This window comes from Henriciella sp. AS95, assembly GCF_038900055.1.
GTDB lineage: Bacteria > Pseudomonadota > Alphaproteobacteria > Caulobacterales > Hyphomonadaceae > Henriciella.
Genome location: NZ_JBBMQM010000001.1, coordinates 1,375,728 through 1,398,121, shown reverse-complemented (window position 1 = coordinate 1,398,121; position 22,394 = coordinate 1,375,728). Strand labels below are relative to the sequence as shown.

General features: G+C 61.6%; 23 protein-coding genes. 9 read left to right on the top strand and 14 right to left on the bottom strand.

The features are described 5' to 3' along the window. Positions 1 to 9: 9 nt before the first annotated feature. Complete coding sequence (locus WNY37_RS06950; protein WP_342972740.1) at positions 10 to 603, bottom strand: DUF1285 domain-containing protein; 594 nt, start codon at positions 601 to 603, stop codon at positions 10 to 12. A gap of 67 nt (positions 604 to 670) precedes the next feature. Between WNY37_RS06950 and WNY37_RS06945 the strand changes: the two genes are divergently transcribed. Genes WNY37_RS06945 through WNY37_RS06920 form a run of 6 tightly spaced genes read left to right on the top strand, consistent with a single transcriptional unit; the run spans position 671 to position 8,771 of the window. Then, positions 671 to 1,660 carry a MoxR family ATPase gene (locus WNY37_RS06945; protein ID WP_342972739.1) on the top strand — a complete coding sequence of 330 codons (990 nt, stop codon included), beginning with the start codon at positions 671 to 673 and terminating at the stop codon, positions 1,658 to 1,660. Position 1,661: 1 nt separating this feature from the next. Continuing rightward, positions 1,662 to 2,111 (top strand): hypothetical protein, encoded by a 450-nt coding sequence (locus WNY37_RS06940; RefSeq protein ID WP_342972738.1) that lies wholly within the window; start codon positions 1,662 to 1,664, stop codon positions 2,109 to 2,111. Beyond that, on the top strand, positions 2,108 to 2,974 hold the full coding sequence (locus WNY37_RS06935) for a DUF58 domain-containing protein (protein WP_342972737.1): 867 nt from the start codon (positions 2,108 to 2,110) through the stop codon (positions 2,972 to 2,974). Before WNY37_RS06940 ends, WNY37_RS06935 begins: the two co-directional genes overlap by 4 nt. Beyond that, positions 2,971 to 5,817, top strand: coding sequence for a DUF4159 domain-containing protein (locus WNY37_RS06930; RefSeq protein ID WP_342972736.1), 2,847 nt, complete (start codon positions 2,971 to 2,973; stop codon positions 5,815 to 5,817). Before WNY37_RS06935 ends, WNY37_RS06930 begins: the two co-directional genes overlap by 4 nt. Next, a complete protein-coding gene (locus tag WNY37_RS06925; RefSeq protein ID WP_342972735.1) occupies positions 5,814 to 7,853 on the top strand; it encodes a hypothetical protein in 2,040 nt (679 codons plus the stop codon). The genes WNY37_RS06930 and WNY37_RS06925 overlap by 4 nt, the downstream gene beginning before the upstream one ends. Before the next feature lie 24 nt (positions 7,854 to 7,877). Further along, positions 7,878 to 8,771, top strand: a complete 894-nt coding sequence (locus WNY37_RS06920) for a trypsin-like peptidase domain-containing protein (protein WP_342972734.1) — start codon at positions 7,878 to 7,880, stop codon at positions 8,769 to 8,771. Between the two features lie 48 nt (positions 8,772 to 8,819). Here WNY37_RS06920 and WNY37_RS06915 read toward each other — a convergent pair whose 3' ends face one another. Beyond that, the gene (locus tag WNY37_RS06915) at positions 8,820 to 9,566 is read right to left on the bottom strand and encodes a hypothetical protein (protein ID WP_342972733.1); all 747 of its coding nucleotides are present in this window, start codon (positions 9,564 to 9,566) and stop codon (positions 8,820 to 8,822) included. A gap of 146 nt (positions 9,567 to 9,712) precedes the next feature. Here WNY37_RS06915 and WNY37_RS06910 point away from each other — a divergent pair, with 146 nt between their 5' ends. Together WNY37_RS06910 and WNY37_RS06905 are read left to right on the top strand one after the other, a co-directional pair. Then, on the top strand, positions 9,713 to 10,129 hold the full coding sequence (locus WNY37_RS06910; protein WP_342972732.1) for a hypothetical protein: 417 nt from the start codon (positions 9,713 to 9,715) through the stop codon (positions 10,127 to 10,129). Between the two features lie 330 nt (positions 10,130 to 10,459). Next, complete coding sequence (locus WNY37_RS06905; RefSeq protein WP_342972731.1) at positions 10,460 to 10,951, top strand: N-acetyltransferase; 492 nt, start codon at positions 10,460 to 10,462, stop codon at positions 10,949 to 10,951. A 62-nt stretch (positions 10,952 to 11,013) separates the two neighbouring features. On the opposite strand, the gene WNY37_RS06900 is transcribed toward WNY37_RS06905, so the two are convergent. The 4 genes from WNY37_RS06900 to WNY37_RS06885 are packed head-to-tail and all read right to left on the bottom strand — an operon-like array spanning position 11,014 to position 13,122. Continuing rightward, positions 11,014 to 11,448 carry a PaaI family thioesterase gene (locus WNY37_RS06900; RefSeq protein ID WP_342972730.1) on the bottom strand — a complete coding sequence of 145 codons (435 nt, stop codon included), beginning with the start codon at positions 11,446 to 11,448 and terminating at the stop codon, positions 11,014 to 11,016. Between the two features lie 42 nt (positions 11,449 to 11,490). After that, the gene (locus WNY37_RS06895; RefSeq protein ID WP_342972729.1) at positions 11,491 to 12,234 is read right to left on the bottom strand and encodes a type II CAAX endopeptidase family protein; all 744 of its coding nucleotides are present in this window, start codon (positions 12,232 to 12,234) and stop codon (positions 11,491 to 11,493) included. 56 nt (positions 12,235 to 12,290) lie between these two features. Next, complete coding sequence (locus WNY37_RS06890) at positions 12,291 to 12,470, bottom strand: rubredoxin (RefSeq protein ID WP_342972728.1); 180 nt, start codon at positions 12,468 to 12,470, stop codon at positions 12,291 to 12,293. A gap of 19 nt (positions 12,471 to 12,489) precedes the next feature. Continuing rightward, the gene (locus WNY37_RS06885; RefSeq protein WP_342972727.1) at positions 12,490 to 13,122 is read right to left on the bottom strand and encodes a TetR/AcrR family transcriptional regulator; all 633 of its coding nucleotides are present in this window, start codon (positions 13,120 to 13,122) and stop codon (positions 12,490 to 12,492) included. Between the two features lie 89 nt (positions 13,123 to 13,211). Between WNY37_RS06885 and WNY37_RS06880 the strand changes: the two genes are divergently transcribed. After that, positions 13,212 to 14,486 (top strand): cytochrome P450, encoded by a 1,275-nt coding sequence (locus WNY37_RS06880; protein ID WP_342972726.1) that lies wholly within the window; start codon positions 13,212 to 13,214, stop codon positions 14,484 to 14,486. On the opposite strand, the gene WNY37_RS06875 is transcribed toward WNY37_RS06880, so the two are convergent. The 8 genes from WNY37_RS06875 to WNY37_RS06840 form a co-directional block, all read right to left on the bottom strand. Continuing rightward, the gene (locus tag WNY37_RS06875) at positions 14,483 to 15,841 is read right to left on the bottom strand and encodes an AarF/ABC1/UbiB kinase family protein (RefSeq protein ID WP_342972725.1); all 1,359 of its coding nucleotides are present in this window, start codon (positions 15,839 to 15,841) and stop codon (positions 14,483 to 14,485) included. The genes WNY37_RS06880 and WNY37_RS06875 overlap by 4 nt on opposite strands. Before the next feature lie 146 nt (positions 15,842 to 15,987). After that, positions 15,988 to 16,461 (bottom strand): VOC family protein, encoded by a 474-nt coding sequence (locus WNY37_RS06870; RefSeq protein ID WP_342972724.1) that lies wholly within the window; start codon positions 16,459 to 16,461, stop codon positions 15,988 to 15,990. Continuing rightward, a complete protein-coding gene (locus tag WNY37_RS06865; protein ID WP_342972723.1) occupies positions 16,458 to 16,928 on the bottom strand; it encodes a hypothetical protein in 471 nt (156 codons plus the stop codon). The genes WNY37_RS06870 and WNY37_RS06865 overlap by 4 nt, the downstream gene beginning before the upstream one ends. Before the next feature lie 49 nt (positions 16,929 to 16,977). Continuing rightward, on the bottom strand, positions 16,978 to 17,862 hold the full coding sequence (locus WNY37_RS06860; protein ID WP_342972722.1) for a bifunctional helix-turn-helix domain-containing protein/methylated-DNA--[protein]-cysteine S-methyltransferase: 885 nt from the start codon (positions 17,860 to 17,862) through the stop codon (positions 16,978 to 16,980). 51 nt (positions 17,863 to 17,913) lie between these two features. Further along, positions 17,914 to 18,324 carry a hypothetical protein gene (locus WNY37_RS06855; protein ID WP_342972721.1) on the bottom strand — a complete coding sequence of 137 codons (411 nt, stop codon included), beginning with the start codon at positions 18,322 to 18,324 and terminating at the stop codon, positions 17,914 to 17,916. Between the two features lie 2 nt (positions 18,325 to 18,326). After that, positions 18,327 to 19,775 (bottom strand): sigma-54 dependent transcriptional regulator, encoded by a 1,449-nt coding sequence (locus WNY37_RS06850; protein ID WP_342972720.1) that lies wholly within the window; start codon positions 19,773 to 19,775, stop codon positions 18,327 to 18,329. Between the two features lie 127 nt (positions 19,776 to 19,902). Then, positions 19,903 to 20,991: a hypothetical protein gene (locus WNY37_RS06845; protein WP_342972719.1), complete on the bottom strand. Its 1,089-nt coding sequence runs from the start codon at positions 20,989 to 20,991 to the stop codon at positions 19,903 to 19,905. A gap of 104 nt (positions 20,992 to 21,095) precedes the next feature. Beyond that, positions 21,096 to 22,340, bottom strand: coding sequence for an acetyl-CoA C-acetyltransferase (locus tag WNY37_RS06840; RefSeq protein ID WP_342972718.1), 1,245 nt, complete (start codon positions 22,338 to 22,340; stop codon positions 21,096 to 21,098). Positions 22,341 to 22,394 lie beyond the last annotated feature (54 nt).

Sequence of the window (22,394 nt, the reverse complement as noted above, 5' to 3'; positions counted from 1 at the left end):
ATCGAGGTCTCACTCCGTACCGGCTGGCCCAAGATCATAAAACACGCCCTGAGACCATACCCCCAGCCGATCTTCGCCGCCATCCGGCGCAGGCTCGGCCAGCTCTGCCAGCTCATAGAAGGCCGGGCGCGTCAGCTTCGCTTCAAGCCGCCCGCGCACCCGCACATAAGGCGACGGCTCCAGCGTTTCCGGATCGGTCTCAATACGCAGGGGATGATCAGGCCCCACCACGACCACATCGCCGAGATTGGTCTTCAGTACGAGCTGCTGGTCCCTTCCCCGCTCGCCCGCGACATCGACGCGCACGGCCATGAAGGGTGCATCCTCAACGTGTACAATGACCTTTTCATAAGGCGTGACCAGCCAGAAAGACCCATCCGCGTCCCGGCGCAGAATCGTCGAGAACAGCTTCACCAGCTTTTCGCGCCTGATCAGCCCGCCTTCATGCCACCAGCTGCCATCGGCGCGGATTTCCATGTCAATATCGCTCGAACGCTCCGGATTCCACGACTCCACGGGCGGTAAAGTCCGCCCGCTTGGGTCCGGTGCGATCTGTTTCAGCAGGTCTTCGAGGCTGATTGCAGTGTTTTGATTGGATTTCACGTCGCGCTCCGCCATGATTTTGCCTAGACGTAAGTCTCATGTACCCGGGAGTGAAGACGGAGACCTCATGGCAGACGATAATCAGGCAGTTGTTCAGGACGCAGAAGCAGCCGGCGAAACCCTCGCCAAGGTGAGGGATGAGATCGCGAAAGCCATCTTCGGACAGGAACGCGTCATCGAACTCGCCCTCTCGGCCATCCTGGCGGGCGGCCACGCCCTGCTGATCGGGGCGCCGGGCCTCGCCAAGACGCGCCTCGTCGAAGCCCTCGGCACAGCCCTTGGTCTCGATTCGGCCCGTATCCAGTTCACGCCTGACCTCATGCCGTCCGACATTCTCGGCTCTGAAGTGCTCGATGAAAGCGCTTCGGGCGAGCGCAGCTTCCGCTTCATCAAGGGCCCGATCTTCACCCAGCTCCTGATGGCCGACGAGATCAACCGCGCCTCCCCGCGCACCCAGTCTGCCCTTCTCCAGGCCATGCAGGAACGCCACGTCACCGTCGCGGGCGTGCGCTATGACCTGCCAGCACCCTTCCATGTGCTCGCCACGCAAAACCCGATCGAGCAGGAAGGCACCTATCCCCTGCCCGAAGCCCAGCTTGACCGCTTCCTCCTCAAGATCGACGTCTCCTATCCGGACGTCGACACCGAACGCAAAATCCTGATCGAGACGACCGGGCTTGGCGACGCCACAGTCGAAGCCGCCATCACGGCAAAAGAACTGATGAAGCTCCAGAAGCTCGTCCGCCAGATGCCGGTGGGAGAGAAAGTCCTCGCCGCCATTCTCGCCACGGTCCGCGAAGCGCGCCCCGAGCAGACCTCCGATGACCGCGTCAAACGTTTCGTTGACTGGGGTCCATCGCCGCGTGCCGGACAAGCCCTCATGCTCGCCTGCCGCGCCCGTGCGCTCCTGCGGGGCCGCCTGTCGCCATCCCTGGAAGATGTCGAAGCGCTCGCAGAGCCGTGCCTCGGCCACCGCATGGCGATGCGCTATGACCCAACCGGACAGGCTCCGCCCCTGCGCGACCTGATCGGCGACCTCGCGAGGGCACCTGCCTGAGATGACGCCTGCTCGTCCGACGCGAAAGGGGCTGGCAACGCTGGGACTGATTGGTCTTGGCGCCATCAGCGCTTGCGCGCCCACCAGTCGTGGGCCGGACACAAACGCCATGGGAGAATGCTACCGGACCATCCAGATCGCCTCGATCGCGGTGAATGCCGACGGCGTCGATCTGTCACCCGATGAGGTCGCAACGGCTGTCGACACGCTCGTTGAAGCCCGGTCTGACGTTCTTCTCGCCTGGGCCGAACGGGAAGGCGTTTCCCTGAAGCGCGACGACATCACCTACGAAACCCCGGCCGCCATTGAGTTTGTCAGGGGCGTCGAAGCCGAAGCGGCGCTGTCGCGTCAGGACATCCAGAACGAGATGGGTGAGGCCGACGCGAATCCGGAACAATGGTCGGACAAGCTGGACGCCGCCCATGAATGCACGGCGAAGGTCGCATCATGATGGACGCCGCCGCCCTGCGTGCCGAAGCCGAAGTGCTGGCCCGCTCCCTGCCGGGCCTCAACCTCAAGGCCCGCGCCGCTGATGCCGCTCATCTCGGCGCAGCGGGCCGCAAGCGCGCCGGCACCGGCGAACAGTTCTGGCAGTACCGCCACTATGCCGACGAAGACGCCGCACAGCGCGTCGACTGGCGCAAATCGGCGCGCGGCGACGAACTCTATGTCCGCGAAACCGAGCTTGAAACCGCTCGCACGGTCCTCTTCTGGTGCGATCAGACCGACGCCTTCAACTGGACCGGTCAGGCCGGGCGCATCACCAAGGCAGACGCCGCGCGCATCGCCATGCTGGCCGCCGGGCTGCTCCTGTCGAAAGCGGGCGAGCGCATCGGCGTCTTAGGCAGTGGTCGCCCCGCCAGCTTTGGCCGCGCCGCCGGCGAACGCCTCGCTGAAGACCTCAAACAGTCAACCAATGACAGCTTCCCGCCACCCCCGAAAAGCCAGGCCATCTTCGTCGTCGCGAGCGACTTCTACGATTCGATCGATATCTGGCGCGAACGGCTCGCCAGCCTCGCTTCGAAATCGAAGGAAGGCGTCCTCATCGCGGTCAGCGACCCGCTCGAAGAAGAATTCCCCTGGAAAGGCCGCACGCGCTTCTCCCGCCCGGGCGCACAGCTCTTCCGCATCTTTGGCCGCGCCGAAACCGTGCGCGATGAATATCTGGCCCGCTTCGACCAGCACTTCGCAGACCTTGAAAACCTCGCCTCAAGCTTTGGCTGGCAGCTGGTCCGTCACTCAACCGGCAATCACCTCCTGACACTTGGCGCAGACCTGAAAGCCGCGCTCGAAACCTTCGGGGCGCGCCTATGATGCTTGGCCCATTCCTCTTTGGCGCGCCGCTCGCCCTGATTGGCCTCATCGCCCTGCCGGTGATCTGGTACATTCTGCGCGCGACCCCGCCCGCCCCGAAAGAGGCAGACTTGCCGTCCCTGCGCCTGCTCGACGGTTACGCCCCACAGGAGGAAGAGCCGGCCCGCACGCCATGGTGGATTCTGCTGCTGCGCCTTGTCGCCGCTGCCGCCGCCATCATCGGCCTGTCCCAGCCGGTCTACGCGCCCGGTGCGAGCCCAAAAGCTGAGAGCGCCGGACCCGTTCTGGTCGTGGTCGACAATGGCTGGACGTCCGCTGCTCGCTGGAGCGAGATACGCAGCGTCGCGGCCAGCGCCCTGGACGGTGAGGCCCGCAATACCGCCGCCCACCTGCTGCTCACCGCCCCGCGCAGCCTCAATATTGATCCGGCCGAGCGCCTGTCGAAAACCGAACTGCCGCAGCGCGTGAACTCCCTCGACCCGGTCAGCTGGAACGCCGATCGCGCCGATGCGCTCACCCGTCTCGAAGAATCCGGCCTGGAGCCGGGCCGCATCTTCTGGGTCACCGATGGCCTGACGCCAGAAACCGCCGCGCCCTTCGCCAGAGAGCTCGCCGCCATCGCCCCGCTGAGCATCTATGCAGCGCCGCCGCGCGGGCCCGTCGCGATCAGCAATCTCAGCTCTGATGCCGAAGGCGCAAATGTCGAACTCACCCGCGCCAATATCGGTGAAGAGGCCAGCTATTTCGTATCGGCGCTGACGCTGGACGGCGCAGCCCTTGGCACCGCCGAGGCAGACTTTACCGACAGCGCAGCCACCGCCATTGCAAGCTTCGATATTCCAGCGGCAGCCCTCGCCCGCGTGGCCCGCTTCCAGATCACCGGGGCCGATGGTGCCGGCGCCGTCTGGCTCTGGGACTCGTCTGCCCGCTCCCGCCGCGTTGGCCTTGTCTCCGGCGATGCCACGGCCCAACCGCTCCTGTCCGACATGCACTATGTCCGCAAGGCGCTCGAACCATTCGCGAATATCACCGAGGGCGACGTTCTCGATCTCATCTCCGCCAATCCCGATGCCATCATCATGACCGACATTGGCCGCCTCGCGCCGAATGTCGAAGAAGAGGTGGCGGCATGGGTCGAGAAAGGCGGCGCGCTCATCCGTTTTGCCGGTCCGCGCATGGCCGCTCAGTCTGATAGCCTCGTCCCGACCCCGCTTCGTCGCTCATCACGGGCGATTGGCGGCGCGCTGACATGGGAAGAGCCGCAATCGATCGGAAGCTTCCCGGAAGGCTCCCCCTTCGCGGGCCTCACCGCACCTGAAGACATCAAGATCCGCCAGCAGGTCCTCGCCCGGCCGGACCCGGCGCTTGCGAGCCGCACATGGGCCCGCCTCACCGATGGCTCGCCGCTCGTCACGGCCGCCCCGCGCGGGCAAGGCATGGTGGTCCTGTTCCACATCACGGCCGGGCCAGACTGGTCTGACGTCTCTTATTCTGGCCTGTTCGTTGAAATGCTGCGCCGGGCCATCGCGGCTGGGCGTGGGGAAGCCGTTTCCGATACGGACGGAACCTATTCGCCTGACATTGTCCTCAATGGCTATGGCCGCCTTGTCAGCCCCGATTCAAGCGCCTCTCCGGTCAATGCAGCTGACTTTGCCGACATTGAACCAAGCGAAGCCCACCCGCCCGGTCTCTATCGCGGACCGGCAGGCACGCGCGCGATCAATGCCGGCCAGGATGCGACGGTCGAACTGATGACAGACTGGCCCGCCGGAGCGAAGCTGCTCGGTGACGCCGAAGCCAGGACCCTGCGCCTCGGCGGTCCGCTTCTTGGCCTCGCCGGCCTGCTGCTCGCCATAGACCTCATCGTCGCGCTCGCCATCGCCGGACGCCTGCCCCTGCCCGGCCGCGCCAGCCACGCCGTGATCGGTTTCCTCGCGATTGGCAGCCTCGCCTTGATCAACGCCCCTACCGCAGACGCCCGGCAATCCTACAGGCAAAGCCCCTATGGCTACGGCGTCAGTCCCGGTTATGGCGCGAACGTGCATGTGAATGGCGAGATCGACAAAGCCACCGAAGCCGCCCTCGAAATGCGCCTCGCTTACATCCCGACAGGCGACGCGGATGTGGACCGCGCCACGCTGGCGGGCCTGCGCGGTCTCTCCCTAATGCTTTACCGGCGCACCTCCGTCGAACCGGCTGAGCCGCACGAAGTCGACCCGGAAACCGACGCGATGGACGTATACCCCGTCATCTTCATCGGCCTGTCGGACGCAGCCGCGCCCCTCTCCGCAGAGGCTGTGCGCCGTCTCAATGAGTATCTGCGCAATGGCGGCACGCTCTTCATCGACACACGCAAGGGCGGCGACGCGGCAAACGCAAACAGCTTTGCAGACCTCGAACGCGTCCTATCCGGCCTCGACACCCCGCCGCTGGAGCCGGTGCCCAATGACCACGTCCTGACCAAGAGCTTCTACCTGCTCGACGGCTTTCCGGGCCGCTATGAAAACCGCCGCCTGTGGATCGAATCCTCCGGCATTGGCGACAAAACGGAACGCCGGGGCGATGGCGTCTCCCGCCTGATCATCGGCGATGCGGACTATCTCGCCGCCTGGGCCATCGATGAGCGCGGCCGTCCGATCTACAGCGTCGACGGCGGTGACACCCAGCGCGAAATGGCCCGCCGCTTCGGCATCAACCTCATCATGTACGTGCTCACCGGCAACTATAAGGAAGACCAGGTCCACATCCCGGCCCTTCTCGAACGCCTCGGCCAGGGCGAGGAAGGCGAGGACGATTTCGACATTGACGAAATCCCCCGCATCCAGGACGGAGGCCCGCGTTGACCGAAGCCGGACGCATCAGTTTCGACCCGCTGCTCGGCTGGCCCATCCTCTGGGCCTTGCTGGCTGTCGTGGCGATCACCTTCATCGCCTATATCCGATGGCGCGGCGCAGCCTGGCTGACCCGGCTTGCGGCCTTCGCCGTGCTCGCCGCCGCCCTCGCCAACCCGGCCTATGTCCGTGAGGAGCGCGAGCCGCTGCCATCCGTTGCCGCCCTCATCATCGACCGCTCCGAGAGCATGAGCTTCGGCGAACGCACCGCCATCGCAGACCGTGCCATGGAAGCCTTCCGCGATGCCATAGACGCGGACGCCTCGCTCGACCTGCGCCTCCTGGAATCAGACCCGGACGCCGACGGTACAGACCTCATCGCCGCTCTCGAAGGCCTGATGGCGGACGTCCCGCGTGACCGCATCGCCGGATCCATCCTCGTCACCGACGGACAGGTCCACGACGTCCCCGAAGACCTCTCTCCGCTCGCCGCTCTCGGCCCCGTCCACGCCGTCATCACCGGCGACCCAGATAGCGGCGACCGGCGCATCACCCTCGTCCAGTCCCCGGACTTTGGCATCGTCGGCGAGGAAGCGCCCTTCATCGTCCGCGTCGATGACCCGTCCGCAGACACCGCTACCGTTACCGTCTCCGTCAATGGCGGCCTGCCCCAGCGCATTACCGTCGAGACCGGCGAGGACACCCCGCTGCCCATCGAGATCGAGCGGCGCGGCGACAATATCGTCGTCGTCGAGACCCCGCCCGGCGATCAGGAACTCACCCTCGCCAATAATCGCACCGCCGCCACCCTGTCGGGCGTGCGCGACCGCCTGCGCGTGCTGCTCATCACCGGCAAGCCCAACGCCGCCGGCCGTGTCTGGCGCGACCTCCTGAAATCCGACCCCTCGGTCGATCTCGTCCACTTCACCATCCTGCGCCCGCCCTTCAAGCAGGACATCACGCCCCTCGAAGAGATGGCGCTCATCGCCTTCCCGACCGATGAGCTGTTCGAGGACAAGCTCGACGAGTTCGACCTCATCATCTTCGACCAGTATGAGCGCCGCACCGTCATCACCATGTCCTACCTCGCCAATATGGCGCGCTATGTTGCCGATGGCGGCGCGCTGCTGATCGCGGCGGGTGAAGACTTTGCCGGCCCGGCCTCCCTCGCCAACACGCCGCTTGCGGCCGTCCTGCCGGCGCTCCCCACCAATACGATCGAGGTTGGCGACTTCACGCCCGAGCTGTCAGACACAGGCCGCCGCCACACCGTCACCCAGGCTCTCGATGGCCGCTCATGGGGCGGCTGGGTCCGTTACATCGGCGCCACGGCAGAGGCCGGCGACGTCCTGATGACCGCCGAGAATGGCGACCCGCTTCTCGTCGTCGACCGCGTCGGCGAAGGCCGCGTGGCCCAGCTTCTGTCAGGCCAGATCTGGCTCTGGGCGCGCGGGCATGATGGCGGCGGGCCGTTTGCAGAGCTGATCCGCCGCATGGTCCACTGGCTGATGAAAGAGCCTGAGCTGGAAGAGCGACAGCTCCGCCTCGAAGCCCAGGGCGACACCGTCCGCGCCACGCTGCGCACCCTGTCGGACAATGCCCCCCCGCTCACCATCGAGACGCCCGACGGCAATACGATGGAGCCGGCCTGGCAGGAAGTCGGCCCCGGCGAGTTTGCCGCCGAAGCCCCGATTGACCGGCTCGGCCTGTTCCGCGCGCGCTCGGGCGGCCTCGAAGCCGTCACGCTGAATGGCCCGGTGAACCCCAAGGAATATGCCGCCCTCGAAGCGACACCGGATGTGCTCACCCCGCTGGCCGAGCGCACCGGCGGCGGCATCTATGAAGTCGACACCCCCTCAGCCGGCCTGCCAGACATCCGCCGCGTCAGCCGCAGTGCCGATGCCGAGGGCGCGAGCTGGCTCGGCCTCAGGGAACGCGGCGCCTACGCCGTGCGCAGCTCCACCAGCCTCCCCCTCCTGCCGGGCATACTGGCGATGGCGCTCATCATTTGCCTGCTGATGCTGGCGTGGAGACGTGAGGGGCGTTAGGAATGCACCGCCGCGGATGTCGGTTTGACATCGACATTTTTGAAATGGAGGTTTCTTGTGGCTCGGCCTAGTAAAACAATCGACGAGTACAGCTTTGCTGCACGTCCGCTGTTGTTTAGTTATGGCACTCAACAGTGCGGCATAGCTACGGGCTTTTTTTGGAAACATGGTGCCCAAGTTTTTCTTGTTACTAACTGGCACAACGTTACTGGGCTGGATCCGTCTTCGGGTCAGCCAATTCACTCGCAGGGTTGCCGACCAACAAATTTCGAAGTGTCTTTTTTCTCAGTGGCAGGCGACAATACGTTCGCGATACGATCATTCGATCTTTATTCTAATGGCAAACCTCGATGGCTAGTCCATCACGAACACGGCAAATTGGCCGACGTCGTAGCTATGCCGGTGAAAGTGCCAGATGGTCACACGGCACATCCGATCAATACTCTTTCACATCAGGATATGAAAATCCGGGTGGGACACGATCTTTTTATCCTGGGATTCCCATTCGCGACTACGATATTTGACCGAGGAGGTGTGCCGACATGGAAGCGTGCTTCCCTCGCATCAGAACCTGAATGGCAGATGGCATCCGAGGTATACTCCTTGGTCGACACAGCTTCTCGATCTGGTATGTCGGGTGCGCCCGTTATTCGCCGGACGTTTTCATCAACAGAGTTGAAGGACGGGACCTACCGAATTGGAGGGGCATCGAAATTCTTCGGGATTTATGCGGGCCGAATAGTATCGTCGAATAAAGAGGATCTTCAGCTTGGGCGAGTATACGAAAGGGATATAGTCGAAGAAGTGGTAACATTTGGAGTACCGGATACTTCGGCAGAAGAGCCGCCTGGCGCAGAAAAGAAGACTAAACTAATATCATCCCAGCACCTAAGTTCAGCTAACACCATGGAACTCTAGTTTTGAAAAAATTGCTCGATCACTCATTGCTCCGTTAATCATTGTTAGTTAACAACAGCCGTCGGGTCTTAAACGATTTAATAGATCGATATCTTCTCGCCGGAGATTCTTGCGGCCAGATCGCCGGGTACGGCGGTCCAAGTCGATGAGTGCGGTGACATAGGCTGAGTGGCGAGAATCGAGACTGCCAGCATCTTTCATTTGACGGACAGACGACTCTAGAATCCAACCTTGAGTACGGTCGACCTCCACTCCCTTCTGATCCAAATAGCGCGCTGCTCCTTCATTGAATATATGCATGGCGCAGCTTAGATGAGTTTTGAACTCTTCGACGAGATTTTCACCTCTGTTGACTTGCGCCTCTCCCGGCTGCGCACTTGAATTCAATGTATCTATCGCCGCCTGCAAATCGGCCAGTTGGCTACTCGCTAGGTCAATTGTACCAGCCGCCTCTTCTATATCCACCTTCAGAGTTTCAAACTTTTCACTTTGCTTACCCATTTGCGAAGTCAACTTATCTAGTGATGTCACTTGCCCCGGCAACTCGCTTAAAAATGTTCGCAAGGTAAGCACTTGCCCTAACATGCTAAGCCCTCCAACCAGCAATACTCCAATGGTGGGTACGGCTATGAGCACTGCAACGAACGGCCACGCCAGTGAGCTAACGTATTCGTCGGAAATACCTTGAGGGGTCGCTCTCAGCAAAAACCAAAACCCAGCTGCACAAACAACAATCCACACAACGAGCAAGGTTATGCCCAAGGCATAGAGGCCGAACCGAGCCAACAAACTCATCGCGCTCTCCTTCAGATACAACGCTAAGCCCTCTCATAACTTCAAATCAGAAGTAAACATCTTTTTCGAATCCATCCCCCTCCCCGCTGCCCCGTTTATAACCCTGCCGCATGGAGTTGACCCTCGGCATGATATGGAGCTGTCTGATGCGGGTGCCGGTGCGGCACTGGCGCACCCTGTTCCATTATCTCGGCTGCCTCCAGATGACCTTCGAGACAGCGCGGGCCGAAGGGCGCGGCTGGATCACCTGGCACCTTCGCCCGGATGGCGTCATCTGGATCTCGGCCTGGGAAGAGACAGAGGCCGAAAAGCGCGCCAAATGCGCCCTGCCGGACGGCTTTGACCGAACGCCCTGGACGCGGCTCGAGCCTGGCTATGACGCCCGCTTCCTCGCCCCGGTCCTCCGCCGCCTCGCACGAACGCAAGCCCTCGCCGCCCTGATGCTCAGCGCCGCCACCGGCCTCGCGCTCAATGGCGCAGGCGCGGATGCATCAGGCCTTTCCTCCCTCCCCTTCCTCTCCCCTTTAACCCACCCGGGCTCTCCCCTGCTTTTCCCGCCGTGAGTGAGCGATCACGTGTAATTCAGCCCCTCGCCGCGCTCCCAAACCGGAGTCTGCGGCCGCTGGTGCTGGTCCCAATGTCCGCCAGTCCCTGCGAAGGCAGGGACCCATGGTCGGACCTCGCGTCCAGACGTGCTGTGCCATCATGGATACCTGCCTGCGCAGGTATCGGCGGCACAAGAAAAATTCCGCTCATCCCAGCGAAGGCGGGGATCTCGTCCAGCAAGGTCCGACATCGCTGCCTGAGATCCCCGCCTTCGCGGGGATGAGCGGCGCCTCCTCAACGTGCAATGACCATTGCATCTCCCGCCGCAGCGCCGTAATCCCGCGCCCATGTTGCAAATCATCCCTGAGACGCCAGCCCTGCACGCCGAGGCCATCGAAGACCTGTTCGACCGCACCTTCGGCCCCGGCCACTTTGCCAAGACGGCCGAGCGCCTGCGTGAGTATTCGGCCTCCATCCCGGAGGTGAACCGCGTCGCCGTGCTGGACGGTGAGGTGGTCGGCGTCTGCCGCGTCTGGCCGCTCGTGGTCGGCCCGGCGAAGATGAAGGCGCTGTTCTACGGCCCGGTCGCCGTCGCCCGCGCGCATCGCGGCGACCGGCTGGGGCTGACCGTCACCGGCGAAGCGCTGGAGGCCGGCAAGGCGGCCGGCTGGCCCGCCGCGGTGCTGATCGGCGCGCCGGCCTATTTTGAAGAGATCGGCTTTGTCGTGACGCCGCGCGGCAAGCTGACCTTTCCCGGCCCGCAGGACCAGTCGCGCGTCATGGTCCGCGACCTGGCAGGCGATGCCTCGCAGCTGGAAGGGCTGGTCACGGCGCGTTAGCCTGTCATCGGCCTGAAATCGACCCGGTATCGGCCTAGGATCGGCCTATAATCGGCCTGCTTTCAGACCCGCCGTTCGATCACCTTGAAGACCCCCGTCCCGGTGAGCAGCGTCCGCTCCCCGCTCCAGATGCGGCCCTCCACGGTGAACACATCCCCGGCCTGCCCCACCACCGCGCCAGAGCCCTCAACCCACTCGCCAAGCTTGGCCCCTGATAGGAAGTCACAGAGCAGCCGGATCGTCACCCACCAGGTGTCGTCATCCTTCTCAACGGCCCCGCCCCAGCACATATCGGCAAAGGTCATCAGCATCCCGCCATGCGCATTCATCATGCCATTGGTGTGATGCTCCTCAACGCGGAATGCCCGCGTCAGGCCGGTGTCGTCGCGCTTTTCAAAGAGCGGTCCGACCTGCCGGCCAAAGCCGCGATGCCAGGGCAGAAGCTCAAAGCCATCCGGCACATCGAAGCTCTGCGAGCGGGTAAAATCATCAGTCATAGGCAGCGGCCTTTGCCCCATGCGGGCGGGTCCAGCAAGCCTTCACCCAGCGGGAGGCGCAAGGCTCGCGAGGAAGGTGATGGTAGCATTCGCGGCAATGTGCGCAGCGATCGGCACCATCATGCTTCCGCTCTTCAGGCGCAGCCACGCAAAGCCAACACCCGCGACAAAGACAACGACGAGCGCCGGGATGGAGTACTGGAAATGCAGGAAGGTGAAGGCCGCGCTCGACAGCACCATCGCCATCCACGGCGGCACGCCCCGGCAGACCATGGCCCCAAGCGCCACGCCGCGAAAGGTAACCTCCTCCAGGATCGGCGCAAGCAACAGTGCGAAGACGATATACGTCGCGCCCCAATTCTCCGGCGCGAACAGGCTGGTATTGACGTCGCCATTATATTCCCACCCCTCAGTGCCCCCGAATATCATCCCGGCGATGATGTTTGGCGCGAGCAGGATCGGCGGGCCGAGCAGAATGGCCGCGATCAGCCAGTTTGGCGTGACCCGCATATCTCCGGCAAAAGCGCCCGCACCGACGCGTTCGCTCCAGAGGCTAAGAACCACAAAATGAGCAAAATGGATCGCGGCCATGACCATCCAGATACTGGAGATTGCTTCGGGTGACGGCGCATCAGAGCCGATCGCATCGCTGAAGCCGGGCCAGGCCAGCGTTACGAGCGTCATGCCAATGACGGGAAAGAGGAGCGGTGCTACCAGGACCCAGAAGGCCGCTGTGAACGGCTCGCGGCCGAGCGCGATCGGGGTATTAAAGGGGCCGGTTTCCATCCTTCGGGCTTAGAGGCTCAGCGGACGATTGCAAAGCGCTCTTTGCGTTCTGGATGCTACAGTTCAACCATGTCGAAGTCAGATTTCGGCGTGCCGCATAGCGGGCATATCCAGTCTTCGGGCACGTCCGCCCAGCGCGTGCCTGGCGCGAGTCCCTCGTCCGGGTCGCCCTCGGCTTCTTCATAGATATAGCCGCAGGTTCGGCACTGCCAGGTCTTGTACGATGCATCACTCATGGCGTTCTCCTGCAGCGGTTTACGGTGCCAATTGAGCGCGCAGCGCACCAATCAGACTGTGGCGGATCGGCGCGATATCCGTCGACGCATCGATGAGGTTTTGCATCCGGATCCCAATGAGGGCGCACCCCGCCATAAGCGCTGTCGCATCCGCATCGACATCTGGGCGAACGCTTCCATCTTCCTGGCCGCGCTCGATGATCCGGCGGATCAGGACACGCTGCACCGCATGGGAATCGGCAAAAGCTTCCCGGATATCAAGCCGGTCAGCGACGGCCGCCGCGAGCAGCATATAGTACGCCTTGTCTTCTTCGTGGCCCTCCAATGTGCGGCAATGAAGCTCCACAAAAGCGCAGAGCGCCGACAGGCCATCCATCGACCGCACATGCGCTGCATCCAACGCACTCTGCTGCCAGTTATAAAGGCCATCGATCAGGGCGCGGATCAGCCCGTCCTTGGACCCGAACCGTTGCGTCACAAGCCCTCGCGAAAAACCGGCTTCGCGCGCAATGGCTTCGAAAGTTGCGCCGGCAACGCCCTGCTTGGAGACGACCCGCATTGTGGCTTCGAGCAGTTCCTGATGCGAGCGTTCACGCCGCTCCGCCTGGGTCAGGCGCTGGCTGGAATCGCTGAGAGCTTCAACATCGGACATGGTTGCCCGGTAACATATTTGTTGGCTGTATAGCAAGTATATGTTAGTCGATACCACGTGACGAGGCGAAACCGCCCGCGGAGGAAACCATGACCATACCCACCGACATTGCCAATGCCGTCGTTAACCCAAAAGCCTATGCCGACTGGGAACAGTCTCATCAGGCGTTTGCCTGGCTTCGCAAGAACGCCCCGCTCGACGTCGCGGAGGTGGACGGATACGACCCATTCTGGGTTGTCACCAAGCATGCCGACATCAAGGAAATCGAGCGCCAGAACGACCTCTTCCACAATGAAGACCGGTCTGCGACGCTGACGACAATCGAGGCGGATCAGAAAGTCCGCGCGATGATGGGTGGCTCACCCAACCTACTGCGGTCACTCGTCCAGATGGATAATCCGGACCACCTACAGTATCGCCGTCTGACCCAGGGCTGGTTCATGCCGCAGAATTTGCGCAAGCTTGAGGACGATATCCGCGAAATCGCCCGCGGATTCATCGACGGCATGGCCGACAAGGGTACCGAATGCGACTTCGCCAAGGACGTCGCTTTTCTCTATCCGCTTCACGTCATTATGAAGGTGATTGGCGTGCCGATGGAGGATGAACCACGCATGCTGAAACTGACGCAGGAGCTTTTCGGCGCGCAGGACCCCGATGTGAACCGCACCGGTGCCGCCGTCGAGAACACCGAGATGGGCATCGGAAACATCATGGCCACGGTCACCGACTTCATGACCTATTTCGGCGCCATGACTGAAGACCGGCGCAAATGCCCGCGTGAGGACCTCGCCAGCGTCATCGCGAACGGCGAGGTCTATGACAAACCCCTCGGCCAGCTCGAAGCCATGAGCTATTACATCATCGCGGCGACAGCGGGCCACGACACCACGTCAGCCACGACGGCCGGCGCGCTCTGGGCGCTGGCCGAAAATCAGGATGAGTTTCGCAAACTGAAGGCCGATCCATCGCTGATTTCATCCATGGTGGACGAATCCATTCGCTGGGAAACGCCCGTAAAACACTTCATGCGCACGGCCATGGACGACACTGAAGTCGCTGGCCAGCCAATCAAGAAGAATGACTGGCTGTTCCTCGCCTACCCTTCTGGCAATCGGGATGAAGACGTGTTTGATGACCCGTATACATTCAAGGTGGACCGGCCTTCGAACAAGCATGTCGCGTTTGGCTATGGCGCGCATGTCTGCCTTGGCCAGCATCTGGCCAAGATGGAGATGCGCATCCTCTGGGAGGAGCTGCTGCCTCGTCTCAAATCTGTTGAACTGAACGGCACGCCAACGCGGGTTCAGGCGAACTTCGTGTCTGGACCGAAGTCTGTGCCGATCAAGTTCGAGATGGCCTAGCTTGCCTGCAAGCCAACGCTCGACAGGGCTTCGGCCTGAAGGTTCGCCACTGTCTCTTCGCTGAAGCCTTCAAGGCTCTCTTCGAAGAGCTGATGGAAATTGAGTTCGGCCTTGAGGCGCAGATAAGCTGCACCAAGGCCGATGGCAGCCCGGTCCATGAAGACAAATTCTCGCGGGATCGTCACCGGCCCGCGCTCTTTGAGCAGCTTGCGAACCTCGAAGGCTTCCTTGCGGCCATATTCGCCGGGCTTCACCCCGTCCGCGACGCTGCGGACCCGGTTGTCCAGCAGCGGCCCATAGATGAACCGCGCCCAGATGTTCAGCACTTCGACAAGCTCACGATTGAGGTTCTTGAAGCCCCACTTTTCATAGGCCGCGTAGGACGCATCGAAATCATCGGCAAGCAGGGAGCGGTAGAGATCGACAACGCCGCCCACGAAGACCGGTGGAAAGATGCGAACGCAGCCAAAGTCCAGCAGGTTCAGGGACCGGCCGCCATCCGTCACCTGGTAATTGCCAAGGTGCGGATCGCCATGAATGACGGCGTGGTGTGTGAAAGGGAGCCACCAGGTCCAGTAGAGACGCTTTGCGATATCGTTTCGCACGCCCTGCGGCGCGTCTTCATAGGCGCTCAGCGGATCGCCGCTGACCCAATCCATGGTGAGCAGTCGATCTGTCGATAGAGCATCAATCGGCTCGGGAATATTCACGAAATCCTTGCCGCCCAGCATGTGCCGGTAGAGCTGCATGTGCTGGCGCTCGCGCTTATAGTCGAGTTCCTCACGCAGCCGGTCGGAGATCTCATCGACCATCTCGCGAGGGTCGATCGACCCATCCATGCGCCGGAAAAGGCCGAGCAGGTTTTTCAACTGCCCGACATCCGACTCAACGGCGCTCGACATGTCGGGGTATTGCAGCTTGCAGGCAACTTCGCGGCCGTCGGGCAATGTCGCACGGTGCACCTGACCGAGCGAGGCCGCATGGGCTGCTTCCTTGCCGAAGGTTTCGAACTTGTCCTGCCAGTCAGGCCCAAGCTCAGCGCGCATGCGGCGCTTCACGAAAGGCCAGCCCATGGCCGGCGCCTGCGCCTGTAGCTGGGAGAGTTCGGCGGCGTATTCGGCGGGCAGAAAGTCCGGAATGGTCGACAGCATCTGGGCGACCTTCATCAGCGGGCCCTTGGTTTTCCCCAGCGCCGATGCGAGCGCCTTGGCGACTTTCTCATCGCTGTCATCGCCGCCGAACATGCGATTGGCGGCAAAGGAAAGACCAGCCGAAGACAGATTGGTCCCGACCTTCGCTGTGCGGGCGATGCGGGCAGTCAGCCTGTTTCGTTCGGGGTCGCGTTCATCAGACATTTTCGAGTTACGGCTCCTGTTTCCGCAGATACCTGCGAAGGCAGGTATCCAAAGCTCAACCTTTCAGCTTGTCCAGCGCATCAAGGTCATGCCATGGACCCCTGCCTGCGCAGGGGTCTGCGGATGACCGGACCATGAGAGCCCTGTCACCACGACCCGATATTCTCGGCGCTCGCCCATGGCTCTTTCGGCGGTAGGGGGTCACCTTTCTGGAGGAGCTCGACCGATATGCCATCTGGCGAGCGGACAAAGCACATCCGTCCGTCGCGCGGCGGGCGATTGATCGTCACGCCCAGCTTTTCGAAGCGTTCAGTCGCCTCGTAAATGTCGTCGACCTTGTAAGCGAGGTGACCGAAGTTGCGCCCCCCTTCCAATTCCTCAGGGTCCCAATTGTGGGTCAGCTCGACCATTGGAAGCCCGGGTGGCAAACCCTGCTCGCCTTCGCGCGCCGCTGGGTAGCGGACGATATCTTCAGGCGAGGCAAGGAAGACCAGCGTGAACCGGCCGGCTTCATTATCGACCCGGCGTAGCTCCTGCAGCCCGAGGCCGTTACAGAAGAAGTTCAACGCCGCATCGACATCGCTGACGCGGATCATGGTGTGCAGATATTCTACGCTCATGAGTCTTTTCCTTCGAGGCGTTTGATCTCTGACCGCAAGGACGGCGGCGCGTTTCGATAATAGTGGGAGGTCACGAGGAAGAGAAAACCGACGATGATGGCCATCAGGAAGACGAACGTCATGAAGCTGTGGAACATATAGCCCCGCTGCATCGGCCCTTCGACAGCACCGCCCAGTCGCCAGAGAAAATCCCAGATCCAGTTGAAGGCCATGATCAGCGGCGGCAGAGCGATCAGGCTGACCAGGGCGGCGACCCAACGATAGGTTCCCGCAAGCGGCGCTTCGCACCGGATGAAGCTCTGCTTGAAGAGGTCGCGGTCAACCGAATCTGAGAGAAGGCCTTTCTCGACCATGGAATTATAGACCGCGTTCGAAAAATCCGGCAGCTCACGCCATTTCATGATGAGCCAAACGCCCCATAGCCCCAGCGCGACAAACATCAGCGCGTAGAATGTGAGTATCTGCATCTGGTATCCTGCAAGTTGGCGGGCGCGCCAGGCCTGCCATCACTACAGGTCAGGCCGCATGGGCACGCTCGAAAGTCAGCATGGCACGCTTACGCGCCACTCCCCAATGGTAATTATGTAGCCTCTTGTCCGAGGCAAGGGCACGATGGCAGGGAATGAGCCAGGCGATGGTATTGGCGCCGATCGCTGTGCCGGCTGCACGGGCGGCTTTTGGCTGACCTGCTGCGGCTGCAACCTCGCCATAGGTGCGGGTCTCGCCAGCCGGGATATCCAGTAGCGCGCGCCAGATCTGACGCCGGAAGGGTGTTCCGTATAGCGCGACGGGAACGGGGTCTCCAGACTGGAAGATACGCTGCGACCATTTCATCGCTTCAGCGTCGTCGCGGCGGGGCTCCGAATTGGGATAACGGCTCGCGAGATCGGCGAAGACGCGGTCTTCTGAATATCCCGGATGCTCAAAGCCGGACTTCTGCCCGGCGCCATCATCAGCAAAGCCAAGCCCGCAGAGGCCGCGCGGCGAGGCCATGAAGATGCCCGTGCCGAAAGGTGTTGGCGCCTTGCCGATGATCAGATCGGCGCCGCCGCCTCCGGCTTTGGCTTCGCCCGGGCTGAGGCCTTCATGAGCGATGAAGAGGTCATGGAGGCGAGACGGACCGGAGAGCCCGGTCTCCAGCGATGCATCAAGGACAGACGCCCCCTGACGCAAAAGGTCCCCCGCCTCTGCATGGGCCAGCGCGGCCTGAAACTGTTTCGGGCTGATACCGGCCCAGCGGGTAAACTCGCGCTGGAAGTGATGCGGAGAGAGACCCATCGCGTGGGCACACTGGCTGAGGTCTGGCCAGTCGCGCCAGGTATCCCCCAGGAAAGACAACGCGTCAGCCATGCGTTCATAGGCCACGGCGCGCTCATCGAGATTGGGAAGTGTCCTCGTCATGAGGGAGAGTGTCCCTCAATCGGTTTGGCCTTTCCACCCGTTTCTTGCGGATCAGACGCCCATGCCGGATTTCGCGTAGCTGATGCCTGCGCCCATCCAGATATTCATCATGATGGGCAAGCCGATCACGCCGGACACGCCGAGAGCGATGACTTGCGCGCTACGCCGGCGCTGCTGGCAGAAGAGCGCGGCACCGCTGAACAGTCCGAGCATGAAAATCTGCCGCCCAACATACCAGATGAGGCTGCCCTGAGGATTGCGACCATCGGCCATCATGCCAGACATCATTTGATTGAAGTCAGCGCCCGCGAGGATCGCGACCGCGAGCGCCGCATAAAAGCACATCGCGATGATGAAGCGCTGGTGCGGGAACTTGTTGGCCAGAAACTCGCCAATGCCCGCGCCAACCAGCAGGCCGAGCCCTCCCAGCAGGAAGAAACCCGGCATGAAGATGTTGACCATGACTAGCCGACTTTTTGCTCGTCACCGTCAAGTTCGTATTCGCGTATCTTGCGGTAAAGCGTCGACCGCCCGATGCCGAGACGGCGGCTGACTTCGGACATGTGGCCCTGATAGAAATCAATGGCGTACTCGATGATGTCGCGTTCGATTTCTGACAGCTGACGAAGTTCGCCAGCCTCGTCCTTCACCGCGATCGGCCCTGCTGAGGCAGCAATCTGGCTGGTATCATTCGCGGCACCGACAGATTGCGGAACCGGTGGCAGGTCAACCATCTCCGGCATCACGCCGGAGATTTGCGGGAAGTCGTGCGTCTGGAGTTCGCTTCCCTCACAAAGGATCACGGCCCGGAACACGGCATTTTCAAGCTGGCGGACGTTGCCCGGCCAGTCATGAGCGCAAAGCATTCGGATCGTCTCTTCGCTCGCCGTCTGCACGTCCCTGCCCTCGGACGCGTTGAAGCGCGAGATGAAGAGATCGACCATGGCTGGAATATCTTCCTTGCGCTCGCGCAGGGACGGCATGTCGATCGGGAAAACGTTGAGACGGTAATAGAGGTCTTCGCGGAAACCACCGGCCTTTACCTGCTCGGCAAGGTCACGATTGGTCGCGGAGATGATCCGCACATCGACTTTTGTCGGACGGCGCGAACCGACCGCGTCGACCTCGCCTTCCTGAAGGGCCCGCAGCAGTTTGACCTGCATGTCGAGTGGCAGCTCACCGACCTCATCAAGGAACAGCGTGCCGCCGTCGGCTTCGACGAACTTACCCAGGGATTTTGAAACGGCGCCCGTAAACGCGCCTTTCTCGTGACCGAACAGGATCGACTCGACGAGGTTTTCCGGGATCGCGCCGCAGTTGACCGTGACGAAAGGCTTGCCAGCACGGTCTGAAGCGCCCTGGATGCACCGCGCGATCACTTCCTTACCGACACCGCTTTCACCGAGAATGAGCACCGGAATGTCAGAACTTGCCGCGCGCTGGCCGAGGCGAACGACCTGGCGCATGGTCGGGGCGGCCGCGATCATGTCGTCAAAGCTCATCCCGCCTTCTGATTTGCGAGTCAGGCGTTTTACTTCGCCAGTCAGCGTAGACATTTTGAGCGCATTGCGAATTGAAACCACGACGCGTTCGGGATTGGCAGGCTTCACGATGAAGTCCACGGCGCCTGCGCGCATGGCCGAAACGATCGTGTCGATACCCGACGTCGCGGTGAGCATGATGACCGGCACATCCGGCACACGCTCTGACAGTCGCTCCAGCGTTTCCATGCCTGAAAGACCGGGCATTGTGAGGTCCAGAAGGATGACGTCGGCACCCGCCTCCGTCGCGGTGGTGAAGCCGCTCTCTCCATCGGGCGCCGTACGACAAGCAAAGCCGGCCTTCTCCACAGCCGCCTGAATCAGTCTGCGCTGCGTAGGATCGTCGTCGATCACCAAAACCGTTTTGGCCATATATCTCACCCGTGTTTCGGACCCATTGGGTCATTTCGTTACGGCCCGATATGGCACACAGAGATGGAGTTATGGTTCAGCCGATCCTTGAAATTTGATGGAAATACGATCTCTCGCGCAGAACGGTCTATTGCGTCACCGAGAGCTCACGCCCGTCCAGCGTTTCGAAGAAGGCGTCGTTTGTGACAACAAAACTGCCATCATTCATCTCGAACGCACGGTCGTATCCCTGTGGCAGCTCGATCTGACCGCTCGGCGTGTTGGCATTGTAGGTTTCAACGCCGCGGATCCACTCACTCGTCTCGCGCGGGCTTGATGAGGTGATTTCATTTCGCTTTTTCCAGCCATTGAAGGTGATGTCGGAAATCTCGTCATACGTATTGGAGACGACAGAGCTCGCACTCGGCTGGCGAGGGGTGTTTTTGGGCCGTGAGGCTTCGAGATACGCCTGAATCCGACGATCCCATTCAGGGTTGGAACGGTAATTCTTCAGGAACAGCATAAAAGCTGGCACATAGTCTTCGATCTGATCTTTCGGCGCTGCGATCAGGATTTGAACCACTGCAGCACCATATCCAGCCTCCAGAGGCTGTCCGAAGCCGAAGCTGTGTCCGCTAAGCATATAGCTGTGCGTCGAAAAGACGATCATCGCAGCGGTGTAGTCCTTGCCGTCGCGCTTGTAGTCGAATGTCACGCTGGCGGCGTCCCACCAGTTCTTGGAATAAGGATCGCCCTGCATCTCGTAAGTAAACGGTGGCTTGGCGAGGGCTTCGGAGGTCGCCGGATCGCGCTCCACACTGACGATCTGAGGGCTGTCGAGCTGGCCGATAAAGCCCTGCACATACTCATCGGCGGAATTAATGGCTGCAGGTATGCACCCCTGACCGACCGGCATGCCCTGATTATTGAAGCGCCAGCTCGTCTGCGGGAGCATACGGATCATGGCTTCACCGTCAGCAGAGGTCGCGGTCCAGTCGGTTCGAAAGCCCTTATTGCAGTCCATGCCCATCTGCCAGACAATCCCGCCTTCGGTCGTCCAGTCAGCAGGGATGACCGAGGTCGCGGCGACGATGGGCTTCTCGAATCCCGTCGGGTCCATGATCTCTGTGACCTTGAAGCGCATATCCTTCGGTTGCGCATTCGCGGTGAACATCGACATGGCCGCGATACCGCCAGCCAGGGCCACCCTGATGATGGATTTTGATAGCGTCGACATGAAAACCTCCGAAAACTCGCCTCTGTCATTAGAGGCGGGCTTTCGGAGGAAATCAGGTCAGAACGGAATGAGTAGTCCCGGCCAAACAGCCGGAAACAAAAGCTCTATATACGTTCGATGATGATGGCCGGGGCCATGCCGCCCGCGGCGCACATGGTCACGAGACCATACTTGCCACCGGAGCGCTCCAGCTCATCCAGGGCCGTGCCGATCAGGATGGAGCCGGTCGCGCCGATTGGGTGGCCGAGCGCCATCGCACCGCCATTGATGTTGACCTTCTCGCGGTCGAGCTTGAGGTCGCGGATGAACTTCTCTGCGACGACAGAGAAGGCTTCGTTGATCTCGTAAACGTCGATATCGTCCGTTGTCAGGCCAGCCTTTTCGAGGACTTTCTTCGCAGCCGGCACCGGTGCGTTGAGCATCAGCGTCGGGTCGTCGCCCATATTGCAGGTCGCAACAATCCGGGCGCGCGGCTTAAGGCCATGCTTGTCAGCATACTCTTTCGAGGTGACGAGGATCGCTGCTGCGCCATCGACGACGCCGGAAGAGTTACCAGCGTGATGGACGTGGTCCACGCCGTCCTTCAGTTGCGGATACTTCTTCTCGATCATGTTGCCATAGGTCAGACCCTTGTCGTCGACCGGCACATCCCAGAACATGTTGAAGACGGTCTTGAGGCCAGACAGGCTTTCCATCGTCGTGCTGGGGCGCGGGAACTCGTCCTTGTCGAGCGCCAGCGTGCCGTCGCGGTTGTAGACAGGGATCACGGACTTGTCGAAACGGCCTTCATCCATGGCCATCTTGGCGCGCTGCTGCGAGACGACGGCAAGTTGATCAAGAGCTTCACGGTCGATGCCCTCAAGGGTCGCGATGGCATCAGCGCAACAGCCCTGCTGGGACTGCGGATGAAGTTCGCGCAGGTGAAGGTTGCCTGCATCCATCATGGGCGGGTTCTTCGGGTCTGCAGTCGCAGCGGTGTAGCTCATCATCTCACAGCCGCCTGCGACGACGCAGTCTTCCATGCCGGACATGATTTGAGCCGCAGCGAGCGAAACCGTCGTGATGCCCGAGCCACAGAAACGATCGAGCGTGACGCCGGAAGCCGTCACGTCGTAGCCGGCGTCGAGCGCCGCCATGCGGCCCATGTCAGCCCCTTGTGCGCCGCGCTGGGAACTCGTGCCCCAGATCACATCATCGACGGTCGCGGTGTCGAGATTGTTGCGGTCACGGATTGCAGCCAGCACCGTGGCGCTGAGATGTTGTGGATGCAGGTGGGCAAGCGAGCCTTTGCCAACCTTACCGATGCCACGCGGCGTGCGAACCGCGTCAATTATGTATGCGTCTGCCATGAATGTCTCCCGAAGGCATTGATCGAATGGGATCAGCTAGCCGCCTTCCGCAGA